Source organism: Acetobacterium carbinolicum (assembly GCF_047456275.1).
Classification (GTDB): domain Bacteria; phylum Bacillota; class Clostridia; order Eubacteriales; family Eubacteriaceae; genus Acetobacterium; species Acetobacterium carbinolicum.
The window spans coordinates 915,672-930,246 of record NZ_CP173357.1 but is presented as its reverse complement, the minus strand read 5'-3'; the positions used below and the strand labels follow the sequence as shown (position 1 = coordinate 930,246).

General features: G+C 45.2%; 5 protein-coding genes. All 5 read right to left on the bottom strand.

Annotation, left to right across the window (positions count from 1 at the left end):
* Positions 1–90 precede the first annotated feature (90 nt).
* The 5 genes from ACIZ62_RS04380 to ACIZ62_RS04360 all read right to left on the bottom strand — a co-directional run bounded on the left by ACIZ62_RS04380 (position 91) and on the right by ACIZ62_RS04360 (position 14,572).
* Positions 91–3,747: a X2-like carbohydrate binding domain-containing protein gene (locus ACIZ62_RS04380; RefSeq protein ID WP_111887788.1), complete on the bottom strand. Its 3,657-nt coding sequence runs from the start codon at positions 3,745–3,747 to the stop codon at positions 91–93.
* A 168-nt stretch (positions 3,748–3,915) separates the two neighbouring features.
* A complete protein-coding gene (locus ACIZ62_RS04375; RefSeq protein WP_414151307.1) occupies positions 3,916–9,072 on the bottom strand; it encodes a leucine-rich repeat protein in 5,157 nt (1,718 codons plus the stop codon).
* Between the two features lie 230 nt (positions 9,073–9,302).
* Entirely contained in the window at positions 9,303–11,312 is a 2,010-nt protein-coding gene (locus ACIZ62_RS04370) for a hypothetical protein (protein ID WP_414151306.1), read from the bottom strand.
* A gap of 72 nt (positions 11,313–11,384) precedes the next feature.
* The gene (locus ACIZ62_RS04365; protein ID WP_414151305.1) at positions 11,385–11,981 is read right to left on the bottom strand and encodes a hypothetical protein; all 597 of its coding nucleotides are present in this window, start codon (positions 11,979–11,981) and stop codon (positions 11,385–11,387) included.
* A gap of 122 nt (positions 11,982–12,103) precedes the next feature.
* Positions 12,104–14,572, bottom strand: coding sequence for a PEP/pyruvate-binding domain-containing protein (locus ACIZ62_RS04360; protein ID WP_414151304.1), 2,469 nt, complete (start codon positions 14,570–14,572; stop codon positions 12,104–12,106).
* Between the last annotated feature and the right edge of the window lie 3 nt (positions 14,573–14,575).

Below are 14,575 nucleotides of genomic sequence, written 5' to 3'. Positions count from 1 at the left end.
TTGCTTACTTTTTTTGCTAAATATCCCCACCTAAACGATGTTTTTAGCTCTGTCATTTTGTTTGAAGAATGTATTGCTTTCACCGTTTAGTTATGATGCGGTTGTGACTTCAAGCTTTGTGACACTCGCCTGTCTATTTGGTGTTGTTTCATCATCCTGAGCAACCAGGTAGATATCATAATCGGTGTTGGCTATAAGCCCACTATTTATCGTAAGGCTAACCTCATCGGTTCCTGAAACCGTAATCGGATTATTTGCTAATATGACCTCATCAACCGATGGTGCGGTACTATTATTTGCCACCACCTTGTAATAGACGGTCCCAGGTTCGTTCATTTTAACCTGCAAATCAAGGCTTGTTGTCAAAATGTTCACTGCTTTCGGATAATCAGTAACGAAGACTGGTGCTGTCAAATCCTCACTAATGGTTATGGTTGCGGTCGGATTTATGCCGCCACTCATTACAAAGGTTAGCGTCAGGTCACCAGCATTTTTGCTAGTTAAATAGTCTTTTTTAATGGTCACTACATTTCCACTCACCGTATAATCTGTATTAATAACAAGATCGGTCGCTTCATTGCTGACCTTTGTGAAGGTTCGTCCGCTAAGAGTCAGGGTAAATATCAGATCTACCGGGGATGACTTATCAAAGCTGGCGATCGTTGGTGTAACCGCTGCATCACCCGGTAACACCCCGGTTATCGTAATTGCGACACTGGGATTTGTGCCATTGCTCATAATAAAGGTCAACGTCACAGTTCCATTTATTTTGGCTTCAAGATACTCTTTTTTTATGGTAAAGGTATTATCAACGACGGTATAATCGGTATCTTTTTCAAGGGTATTGGTGCCATCGCTGATACTGGTGACCATTTTTCCGTTGGGCGTCAGGGTAATCACCATATCAGCCTGTGCCGCTTTGTTAAAGGTTGCTACCGTTGGCGACACCGTTGCCGGGTTGACACCTAAAACCGCCGCACTTGTTACCACACCGGCGTAATTTCCGGTGCCGGTTGCAGTAACCCGAAGGTACTTACCTTCATCGGCATTGACCAGCGTATAGGTTGCCAAATCTGCACCGCTTATATCACTATAGCCATCACTTTCGTTGTCGGACCGTTGCCACTGGTAGGTTGCCGCCGCCCCGGTCGGTGTCAGGTTTGAGCTTAGCACATTTCCGACAACCGGGCTGCCGGAAATGGTTGTCCCGGTTAAGGTGATTTTCCCGGTCGTAATGGTTATGGGATTACTGGCTGCCGCTTTTGTTAACGCAGCAGCCTTGGCCTGAATTGATATGATCCCATCCTGGGCTACACCTGATGTCGAAATGGTGACCTGAGTATTACTGTTTCGTGTTACCCCTGATATTGTCAGCCCGGTTGTACCGGCGTTAATATCCCACAATGCCACTGAAGCAGCATTAGTTGAGTAAGTGTCATTGGTCAGTGTCACTACGATCGCTGGGTTTGTTGCCCCAATTGAAATACTGGTGGTGCTGGTAATTTCTCCGGGACTAATTGCCTGAATCGTGATAACAGCCGTCCCGTAGACAGCCGAACCATCTGTTGCTGTTGCCCGCACTGTTACCGTACCGGCCTGAGCGGGAATCAACAACCCGGTTGACGAAATCGTCGCTGTTCCGGTTCCGCCTGTTACCGTCCAAGCCACATTTTTATTTGCGGCATTGCTTGGCAGTACCGTGGCCATCATTTGGAGACTGCTGTTACTGGAGACGGTTGTGGCTGAACCCGTCCCAATAACAACAATACTGCCGACTTTGATGGGACTGACCACAATCGATACTGCATTACTTACCATATTTTTTGATAAGGCCCCAGCTTTAGCCGTGAAAGAAATCGATCCAACCGCTGCTGTCCCTGTCGTATTAATGGTGAGCTGGGTATCACTATTTCGGGTAATCGAAGCAACTGATAAACCGCTTGATCCCATCGCGATCGTCCAGTTACTAACTGTGGTTGCTGCTGTTGTAAAGGTATCATTTATCAGGTTGATCTCAAAACTCGGATCAACCGCACCAGCAATGATCGACGACGCCGTTTCAATCGTGCCGGAAGCCGAATCCAGAACAATCAGACTCAACGTGCCATTTTTGCCGGTACCATCTTTTGCTGTAGCTTTCACTGTCACCGTTCCATTTGTAACCCCTGTCACCAAACCGGAACTTGAAACCGTAGCGCTACCAGTTCCATTTATGACTGACCAAGTCACACTTTTATTGGCTGCATTTGTCGGGCTCACCGTTGCGCTTAACTGTAGGGTTTTGCCTTTCACAAGACTGGTGGCTCCGTCAGAAGCCGATAAGGTAACGCCTGAAACCAGTATCGGCGGTGATACCGGTGGAATCTTGACTGTTTTTCCCACCGTTTGTTTTTCCGGTGCTTTCTCATAGGTTACGCTATCGGCGTTAACCAGGGACTCACCAATTGCCCCTTGTCCCTTGACATCTGCCTTGCCGTTAAAAATCATACTTTCCACTCGACTATCACTGTCAAGACTTATTTGGCTACCTGCACCAGCCCGCGTCACGGTCATCTCCGCTATGGTTGTTCCACTTCGGGTTGACAGCTTCATTTTAGCTGCATTTACAGTAATCTGATCAAAGTCACCCTCCAGGATCAGCTCTTCACCGCTGGCCGCCTCAGAAATTATCACATCCAATCCCGCCGCATTTTTTGCAACAATTCGGACCTGACCACTGGCTGTTTCCTGAATGGTGATCCGTTTATAGCTTCCGCCATTGATATGAATGCTGTTTTTCCCGCCACCACGAACGTACGTTTCTCCACTAACCACAATATTATTTAGCGTTACGGTTCCCAATCCAACCTCTTCGGAGATGATCAGATTTCCTGTGATGCGCATATTCTGCAAAGTTACCCCACTCGCCTGTATGACCACATCCTGATTAACCGTTTCCATACTCCCCGTTATACCATAGGTTCCGGCGCTGTCATAAACCCTGGCTGCCGTCAATGATTCTAGTGCGTCGTACGCTGTCTTGATGGCATTGGTTGCAGCATCGACTTCAGTCTGGTTATTTTTAACCGTCATAACATTGACATTGATAACCGTTTGTAAGTTCGACCACGAATAGGTGGTATAATCGGAACGCGCTGCTTCTTTAGCCACTGCCAGCACCTTATTATAGTCGGTCAAATCGGCATCTTCTTTGCTAATCCGAATCTGGATTCCCTCTAGCCGCAAACCCCTGCCTTCGGTTCCTGAGCTTTCGCCATCTTTAGCCCAAATGGTTTCCCAGCCGACATTCTCAATATGAGTGCGATATTCAATTGAATAATCGGGCATATTAACCAGGCGTATCCGAATGCCTTCCAGCCGCAGACTCATTCCTTGGCTACCGGCGGAATTGCCATTATTCGACCAGTATTTTTCCCAGCCTTGATTCTGGACATGGGTGAGGTACTCAATCTTTGCGCCATCCGGTACATCACCGGTAAGCTTGATTTCAATTCCCTCCAATCTCAAGCTCTGTCCTTCGGTTCCAGATCGCAGCCCGTTGGTCTGCCAGCTACTTTCCCAGCCGACATTCTGGATGTGGGTTCGATATGTAATCCCTGTTACCTGGCTGGTGGTAATCCCAAGAAGCTCTTTGCTTGCGGTTAAATCTGTCTGAGACGACATTTCGTTTTCAGCCATAACATTGCCAGAAAATACCAATAATAGCATCATCACAATTTCTAATATTCGCAGACTCCTTTTTTTCATATTAACTCCCTTCTATTTCAACATAACTATCGATGACTATTCAGTCTCATTTTCAACTCTACAACACTCAAAAAACAGCCCGACTGCAAAATCAGCTTAAAACGGACTGTTTTTTTGTTTTAATTTAGAACACAAGCGACTGTACATATCCCAGGTGTTTACGGGGTTTTAACTAACCGTAATGGTTTTATCCCCTTCTTGTTCAGCTTCTCGGCCATTCTTATCCTGTAAATAGACCTTTACCGTATAAGTACCCGTTTCTTTGGGAACATAATAGATGGCGCTAGTGGTTGAATAATCCCGAATTGTCTGTTCGACTCCGCCGTCTTTAGAATAAGTAAACTTGTATTTATAGGGCTTCAGTCCGCCTTCAGCCGTTGCTCTTAACGATACCGAACTGCCTAGAACGATGGTATCCTTAGCAACCGTAAAAGTCTTGAGACTCGGCACTGCATAAACCATATATTTTTCAATTTTACTCTTTGCCTGTGGACTGCCATTATCATCCTGTACGGTCACGATAAAGGTATAGGTACCACTTAGTGTCGGGGTAAAGACAGCCTTATTATCTGTTGACTCAATCGGGGTAACTGCTCCACCGTTTAACTGATAAGAAAAGGTATAGGTGTACGGTGTTTTCCCGCCAACAACCGCTGCTGTCAACTCAATCGGGGTTTCTACATATTGTCCGGATGGTAGGTTTGCTGTAAAAGATTTAACCACCGGATGATCAACGACCTCAAAGTCTAGAATACTGCCTTCGTAATCTTCTGTACACACTCTACCAGTCGCATCCTTCACACGGACATGAAGGCTATAGAAGCCCGGTTGCTGAGGAATGAAGTTAACCGTTTTGCTGGTTGAATAGGCTTTGATTGTCTGTGGAGTTGTTTCGTCCTGATAGTAATAATAAAACTCGTATGAATATGGGCTTTTGCCACCAGTAGCGGCAGCAGTCAGCTTAACTGTTGTTCCAATGTTGACACCAGAAAGCTTATCGGTCTTAAAACTCTTTACTGCCAGCCCCTGCAACACCTTATAGCCGCTGATTTTATAGGTAGCCGTATTCGTTCCATCAAAGACGTCCACACAAATATTATAGGAACCTGTTAACGTTGGTGTAAAGGTTGCTGCTGCGGTATAAGGGTCGGCTGTTGTACTTGGGGTGGTGATTGGAATCGTCACCCGATTACTCCCCTGCATGTAATAAAAATCAAATTCCGGGTCAATCAATCCTGTTCCCGACTTTACTTTTGCTGTAAGAATAACGGCATCACCCGGATAAACTGCTGAACCCTTGGCCTTTGACGGGGTCAAACTTTCAATCACCGGCGGATTGCCAACCGTTGCGATGGCACTGACATCCTGGTTATCATAATTGGTACATTTCACACCATTGGCATCAGTGACAATGACATGGAATTTGTAATTGCCCTTGGTTGGCATCGCAAAGGTTACGGTTTTTGACTTCGGATTACTACTGGGAACTGCCTGTGGGACTGTTCCGCCATCCAGATAATAATAAAACTCATAGGTATAAGGGGTTTTCCCACCACTACCAGCAGCTGTCAGTTTAATGATATCCCCGACAATCAGATCGGTTGTTTTGTTCGCCTTGATCGATTTGGTGGTGACATCCGATAAAACCTTGTAACTGGATTTTTTTACTACATCTTTAGAGCCGATACTATCAGTTGCGGTGATCGTGAAGGTATAGCTTCCTGGTTTAGTTTTATCAAATTCAAAAACACCGTTATTCGTTTGTTCCTGTTTATCAACAATAGTGCGTCCCTGTTTGGCCTCAAAAACATAGGTAATATCCTGAAATCCTGTTGATCCATTTTTCTCGGCCGTAATAATTAAGGTATCATTTTCATAGGCTACTGGTGTCGCGGTGTGTGAGCCAACACTCTGATCTTTTTCAACGGTTAAGGGTTTAAGATCCGGCGGGTTGGTCACAGCCGCCGTCTGGCTAATTGTATCTACTGTATCTGCCAGTACAATACCGTTTAAATCAGTTACTTTTACGGAAAATGTATAGTTACCGACCTCATTTAATTGGTATGATGTCGTTTTATCCTTAGTGCTGACAATCGCTGTTTCAACCCCATCCGGTCCGGTTACATAATAGTCATAGGTATAAGGGGTTTTTCCACCGCTGGCTGAAACGGTCAGTTTGATGGTACTCCCCAGTAGTAAACCAGTGGTTTTACTAAGCTTAACCGCTTTGGCGGTTCCCAGCGATAAAACCTTGTAACTGGTAATTTTTTTAGTCACCTTGGTTCCTTGTTGGTCGGTCACTTCCACCATCAGGGTATAGCTTCCTGCCATTGGTGGCACAAATTTGGCGCTGGCCAGCGCGACCCGATTGGTTCCTGTTCCTGCTACATTGACAGTGTCACCAATCTTCACCCAACTTCTTCCCTGTTTGTAGGAAAAAACACAACTCAGATCACCATCGCCTTTGGCATTTTCCAGTTTCGCACTCAACTGAACCGAATCCTTTTGGTACACAACTGCTGTGTCGGCGGGGTCTGTTTTCACCTTATCTGCGTTGAAATCCGAAATCACCGCCGGATTAGTGACCTTAACCGGAACACTGGCTGACTCATCGATATTGCCACTCGGTTGATTATTGGCGTCCATGATTTCGACATAGAAGATGTGCTCACCTACTTCAGTCATCGGATAATTGATTGTCTTTGCTGTCGCAAAAGTTGTATTGATAGCTATCGGACTAATATCACTGGGTTTTTTGACATAAAACTTATATTGATACGCGGCTTTCCCACCGGTTCCACTGGCAGTCAGTTTAACCACATCACCCAATAGTACGCCACTGGTTTTACTGACCTTTACCGCTTTGGCTGATGGAGCTGCCAGAACCTTGATGGAACTCATGGTTTTGGTATCAGCTATTGTCCCATCCGGGTTTTTCAGGGTGACGGTAAAAGTATAGGTGCCCGCTGTCGTTGGTGTAAAAGTAAATGTATTGGTAGTCGCTACCGTGGTAATCTCAGAATTGGGAATGGTGATTAAACTACTCCCGATCTTTCCGGTTAAAATAAGAGTTGAACTGGCAATAACGGGATCGACTTCAGCTATTATATCTATGGGTGTGCCAACATAAAAGACATCGCCAGTCGTTTTAAAATCACTAATCAAGGGGTTATTATTGATTGTTAAGTCTTCTTCTATTGTCGTTTGCACGCCGTTGCTATCGGTAATCTCCACCTTTATCTCATAATCGCCATGTTCACCGAAAAATTTGCTCATCGTTTTAGTCGATGTTGGTTCTGATGACATCGGAATGTATTGATCGTCGGTTTCTGTCTTTAATTTATAAAAAAACTGGTATTTGTAGGTTGATTTCCCACCACTTGCGTTAGCGGTGAACTTTACCGTAGCTTCACGGTTTTGCGGGGTATCAAAGGTCAGTGTTCCCTCTAATTCAGGATAAACCACATAATTGCTGACCTGTCGTTTAGCTGTTAAATTATTGACATCTGACACTTCCACAAAAAAAGTATAGGTCCCTGCGGTTAGGGGGAAAAACGCATAACTGTTCTTGGTGCTATCAGCAGCGGTAATTTCAGTTTTGGCATCTGTACCGATTTGATAAAAATACTTATAGGTGTAAGCTCCTGTTCCACCTGACGCTGCTTCCGCGTTAAGAATTACACCATCTGAATCGCCGAGATAGAAGAATGATCCATCATCTTTGGCGGCAGTAAAGTTGCCGATTTCCGGGGTATCCTGGATAATATACCCGGTAACTTCTAGCGATTTTACCACCCCATAAGCATTGGTGACCGCCACTGTAAAGGTATAGGTTCCGGTCTTTGGTGGCGTAAAGGTAATACTGGACTGATCTGAATAGTCCTGGATCACTTCGGTTGTTCCATCTACTGTATAAGAAAACTTATACTCGCTCTCGGTTTTTCCGCCGGAAGCCGTGGCAGTCAGTTTAAGTTCGGTTCCAAATTCCTGGGGTGAAGCCTTATCCACTTTAAAATCATCAACTTTGAGATAGTCATAAATTTTATAATCGGTAATCTTTTTGATGGTTTCAAGCCCCTGATCATCTTTTACCTTTACATAAAAGGTATAAATGCCAGATTCGGTTAGGCCCGTTGTTTCCCAGTTCATCGACGTAGCAGATGTACTGGCTTCCGTTTTATCAACAATGGTTTGGGTACCAATCGTATGATAAAACTCATAGCTAAATGGTCCCGTTCCGCCGGTTACCGTCGCAGTAAATTTTATGGGAATGTTGATATACTGGGGGGATGAAACGCTTGAATTAAAATCAACAAGTGGCTGGTTGATTACCTTATAGCTGTCAATAATCGTGTTGCATGTGACATTCGCACCATCCTCCACCTCAACATAAAAGGTATAGATGCCAGCCTCAGACAGTGTAAACGGAGCTGTGCTAACCGTGGACCAATCTTGTATGGTATTACCCGGTACGCGTGTTCCATCTAGTTTGACTAAATCGTATGAGAATCGATAACTCAGACTGCCGGTTCCACCCGTTGCTGCCGCAGTCAGGGTGATGTCGGTATTGATATTTTGTCCCGATGGCAAACTTGATGTTAATGTGGCACCGAAGCTTAAGGTATTGAAGGTTATTCCATGCTCAAAGGCATATTTTTCGGCCTGCGAATCTTTGTAACCAGAGATTTTAACCCCACTTGTATCGTTAAAGGCGTAAGCACCGATGGTTTTTACACTGGTTGGGATCACTACCTCAGTAAGACTACTGCAACCGCCAAAGGTATAGGTTGCGGTTGCATCGCCAGACATGATGGTGGTAACGGTCATCGGAACGATGATCTTCTGGACGTCGGTATTACCATTAAAAGCACCAGCGCCAATCGCCACCACTTTATAAGCAGCCAAGTTAGCGGGGATGCTTACCGTTGGATCACTGCCACTGTATTTTGTAATGGTCGCAACTCCATCAACTACATCGTAGTCATAATCACCAGAGGTCGCCATCGCTTCCATGGTTTCAGACGCCGCCAGGCTTTCTGACTTATTCATGCTCTGGTTAACTTCAGGGATTGTCAGAACAGGCTCTTCTTCGGGAACGTTCTGATCCGTGTCAGGAACGATTGGTTCCGTCTCCGGCACTTCTGCTTCGGGGGACGCTGGCGCCTCCGTTTCAGTTGGCTCAAAAGCCTCTTCAATCAGATTGTCCACGCTTTCTATCCGGGTTGGTTGGTTTAATTCCTCCGCCAGCACGCCAATCGGCAAGCTACCAATAATCAGCATCGTACTGATTAACAGGCATACGCTTTGTTTGAGTCTTTTCTTCATTTTCCCTCTCACTTTCTTGCTTAAATTCTGGTTCATTGTTTCAATTTATGTAAAGTCACCACATTAATTATCGAATTTCATCGATTAATCCATTCTATTGCATATCGTACAATAAGGATATCGACATTACTTGTCTATTTGTTTAGTAAATTTTAGTATAAATTTAAAATGCAATTGCCCGGTTACTCCGAACAATTGCACTAAGAATTCACTGTTTTAGTTTTTAGATTCTAATTTGTTTTTGGATTAATAAAAATATTTATATCAGCTGTTGTCGCAGCGACTCCGCCATCAACCGGGATGATCGTAAAGGTCACTGTTGCTACGGTGTCGCCCACATCCGTTATCAAACCGGTTATTGGATCAATCACTGCCGTTCCCGAATCAATTCGAGTAAAACTGATGGTATAATCTGTGTTATCAATTCCTGCCGCGGTCATCATTTCTCCCACTCGGGTCAGGATATTGTCCTCCACTGTTTGTACCCCAAAATTAAAGGTGTTTATCTTAGCCTTGGAGATAACATACGCTCCGGAGTAAATCAGATTTTTCTGGGCTGCAACTATTTTTGCTGTTGCGGAGTCCACTGCCGACTGGGTATTATCAGCGGTCCTCACATTAGCCATCACTACAGTCTGATAAGTCGACCATGAAGGTGCTGTATAATTGGCTTCTGCAACCGCCAGTAAGGCCGCATTATAGGCGGTCAGATCAGCGCCTAAAACCAGAATGCCATTTTGAAGCGCAAGCAAGGTTTCGGTGTAGCCATCCACCACACTCTGTGAATAGCCTTTGAGAGTCTCAGCTGGTATACTTGTAATGGCCTTAACCTGGTCATCATTCGTATAAGCGGTAAACGAGGCCGTGGTATAGGGTCCATCTGAGATTTTAATATTTTTTGCGGCATTAAACGCGGTCAGATCAGCCGTTTTTACGAGCTTTGCAACGTCATCATTTATGTCAGCGGTGGCTGTATCAATAGTCGCCTGTAAGGTATCTTTTGAGATCACATCATATACCCACACCCCATTTGTCAAACTACCATAGACTTCGCATTTTGCAGTATAGGCATTCCATGTCGCCAAAGTATAAGGTGCGTTGGCCGCATCAGCACCATACTGCACGTAAATTGAAATCGCTTCATTAAAACCTGCTAAATCAGAATAAAGCACCAGCTTTTTCTGCGCTTCCAGAATATTTGCGGTAGCCACATCCACCTCTGTTTGGGTGTTTGTCCGTGTTACCACATTGGCATCCAACACCGCTTTATAGGTTGACCAGCCGGACTTCACCTGTTCTTCCTTTATTGCGGCTATCGCGGCATTATAGGCGGTCATCTCGGCATACTTCACCAGATTTTTCTGAGCTTTGATGATGGCAATCGTCGCCGCATCGACCTTGGCCTGGGTATCCTCTGCAGTCACCACATTGGCGTTAACAATGACTTGATAATCAGCCCATGACTCTGGCGTATAGTCTGCTTCTTTAACCGTGTCCAGGACATCATAATATACATCCAGATCAGCCTTTTTGACCAGGCTTTCCTGGGCTTTTTCAATCGCGTTTGTTGCTTCAGTTATCTTGTTGGCAATATCTGACTTTGTTACCACATTGGCATCCACGACTTTTTTATAGGCCGCCCAAGTAACTGTAGTATAATCGGCTTCTTTTACCTGAGCAAGAACGGCAAGATATTTGTCATAGGCAACCTTAACCGGCGTTTCCACGATCATGATTTCAATGGCTTCCAGACGTAGACCCTTTCCTTCCGATCCAGATAAGGTACCATCAGCTACCCAACCCTGTTTCCAACCTTCATTTTGAATGTGGGTACGGTATTTAACGGAATAATCCGCTGCGTCGGTCCCCATCAATCTGATTTCAATGGCTTCCAATCTTAAACCTTCGCCCACTGATCCGGCCAGATCACCATTTGACACCCAACTCTGAGACCAGCCCTTGTTCTGAATATGGGTCTGGTATTGAATGTCTAAATCATCGGGCACGCTACCGTTTAATTCAATTTCAATTCCTTCCAGACGCAGTCCCTTGCCTTCTGATCCCGATAGATTACCGTCATTGATCCACCCCTGAGCCCAGCCTTCGTTCTCAATGTGAGTACGATAAGTAACCCCAAATCCGTCATCTGTTTTCACCGGTTCCTCTGCAAAAACAGTGGTCGACAACGCCGCAGACACGATACATAAGCCAATAATCAAACTCAATAATTTCTTTTTCATATTTATAACAATTCCCTTCATTTCACCCAAGGCAAAAAAGAATCACGACGACTTGCAAGGACTGACAAAATTTTATTTTACTTGCTTCATCTTCAAAACATACAATTCCCGTTCGTTTTCGATTTCTTTATGTAACACAAACCCAAGGGTTTCCTTGATATCGGCAAAGTGCTGCGCTGTATCGGTCTTAAATTCTGTTAAAACCGCTGTCTGCTCACAGACTGCATCAAGCTTTGTTTTGACTTCGTTTAGCTCAATTTTGATACCAGCTACATCGTTTTTGACTTCACTTAGCTCAGTCTTGATACCAGCTACATCGTTTTTGACTTCGCCTAACTCAGTCTTGATACCCGTTACATCGTTTTTGACTTCACTTAGCTCAGTCTTGATACCCGTTACATCGTTTTTGACTTCACTTAGCTCAGTCTTGATACCAGCTACATCGTTTTTGACTTCGCCTAACTCAGTCTTGATACCCGTTACATCGTTTTTGACTTCGTTTAGCTCAGACTTGATACCAGCTACATCGTTTTTGACTTCGCCTAGCTCAGTCTTGATACCCGTTACATCGTTTTTGACTTCGCCGAGTTCCGACTTCATACCATTTAAACCGGTTTCGAGTTGACCCAGTTTTTCCAGGACAATCTGTTGAAATGCATCATTTGTCATGATTTCACCTGCCTTTTATTAAAAATAATCGTCGTTCAAAATTACTCTATTGCTAGTATTATACACTATTTCAAGGCCAAATAGAATCTATTTTTAGTTTCTAAACCATCCCGCTCATCAATTTAAGTGACCGGCACCGTTATCACAATGCCGTTTGTTCCATCAACGACGACAAAATCACCATCTTTTAATTTCTTTGTCGCATCTCCCGTAGCCAAAACCGCCGGAACCTTATATTCTCTTGCGACAATAGCCGCATGACTTAATGTGCCTCCGGTATCGACCACAACTCCCGCTGCCAGCATAAATAGCGGCGTCCATTCCGGGTCGGTATAGGTACATACAAGAATTTCTCCCGGCTGCAACTTGTCAAATTCGGCGGGGCTTTTTACGATACACACCTTTCCCGTTGCCATTCCACTGCTGCCGCTCACGCCTATGATGCCGGAGTTCCCTGTGGCAAGAGACTCCTCCATGCACTTATTCCAATATGCCTCCGCGAGAGCCCGCTTTGCCTTGCGCTTCGCAATCAACGTCTGCATGCCGTCATCCAACTGCCCCTTGCGGCACGCTTCAAACAATTCCCCGGCGAACAGATAGAGCAGATTGTCATAGCTCACGTCAAGCCCGGCTGCACAGCTTCTCAAAAGAGTTCTGCAATAGGCAAATTCGGACTCCCAGAGGTACTGCGTCGCCTCACGAATGATATGATAGTGGCGAACCGCCTCCACCTTTGCCGCAAATTTCACATAGGTTTTTTCACCGATTGTATCCTTTACACGCGTCATAAGGGCTTCAAATTTCGCGTCGCTCTCCTGCTTGCTTAAAATCTTGGCATCTTTGCTCCGCAACATAGTGCGAAGCGTTCCCAAAAGCCGATCAGGATCATCATTCCATGTCTTGGCAATAAAGCAGTAGCAGTTGAAATCAGATCGGTTTCCATACTTCTCCATAAAGCCGTCAAAGGCCTCGGAAAGATCTGGGTATTTCTGCACGATCTCCGAAAAGGTGAGTGACATGACCGCCTTCAGCTCATCAGGATTTCCCTTGATACGCCGCGCAATATCCGCCATCGCGCGGTTGACATCCGCCGTTACATAGTCTAATCCCTCCATGAGATCATAAGAATTCAGCGTCGCATTCACTTTTTTCAGTGTCCTTCCGAGACTAAAGTTTTCCAGTACCTGCGGAAAGACAGCGTAACGGAATCTGCCATAGGCGGTGTCACCTATCAAAACCTGCATACGCCGAAGGCTCTCTCCAAGTTCCTGAATACTTACACAAGCGAGTGCTTTCTCCTGTTCAAACCGTTCCATACAGCTTCGAAGGGACTCACTGGATTTTTTGGTATTGTATTCCTCATTCTTCATTTGCTTCAAGATACCCGGCAAGTGGATGATATTCCGGTTTGGTTTCATACCACCCATATTAAAAGAAGAAACACCGTAATCGTCGATGGGGCACATCGCGTTCATGGAAAATCCGACTTCTGTAATGAGCACTTCTTTCTGCTTCCCAACGGCATCTCCAAAATCATGATCAAGTGGGAAATAGGGCTTGGGCAATTTTTCAAGATTGAAGAGGACATTTTCCCGCATCCGCCCTTTTGCGGGTTTTATGACAGGCAGCCCTGCAAAGTCGGTATCGCTGAAATGCTTCTGCGGCTCATCGCCTATGGTGGTAATGCTTCTGGCTTGGAGAATATATATTTTCCCGTCCTTTACAGCCCATTCAATGTCCATTGAGCAGTTGTAATGAACATCAATTTTTAGCGTTTCCGTTACCAAATGCCTGATAAGCTCGTTATCCAGCACCTGCTGTTTTCTTTTTTCTGCACTGACAGACTCTTTTTTTGTGCCTTGCCCGTCATAAACTATCTGTATTTCCTTGCTTCCAATAACACTTTTTTTGATCTTGCCATCTCGCGCGCAGATATATTCATCCGGGCTGACGATACCGGATACAATGGCTTCACCTAGTCCATAGGATGCGTTGATCAGAATGTCGTCCGAATTCCCCGCAGGATTTTGTGTAAAAAGAACGCCCGCACTTTCGCTTTCAATCATCTGTTGAAGTACGACGGCAAGCGCAACCTTCTGCTTGTCATACCCCTGTGCCTTGCGATAACTAATCGCCCGACTGCTCCAAAGCGACGCATAGCATTCCTTTACCTTTTGGAGAAGGGCTTCTTCACCAATCACATTCAGATACGTTTCCTGCTGTCCCGCAAAGCTGGCGTCATCAAGATCCTCCGCAGTGGCGGATGAGCGCACCGCCACCCGTGCGTTTGTTCCAAGCGTTAGGTAAAAGCCGATGATCTGCTCCTTAATGTTTGCCGGAATTTCTCCGGATACTATGGCTTTTCGGATATACGCCGCTGCATTTTCCGTACTCTCGGCATTATCCATGATCTCAGATATGCTAATACCATTTTCTTCCATGAATTGGCGATAGGCATCTGCCGTTACAACTGCGCCCGGCGGTACCAGGAAACCGGCACACACCATCTCTCCCAGGTTTGCGCCCTTGCCGCCGGCTATCGCAACATCCTGTTTCCGTATATCATTAAAGTGTAAAAGATATTTTTCCATTGG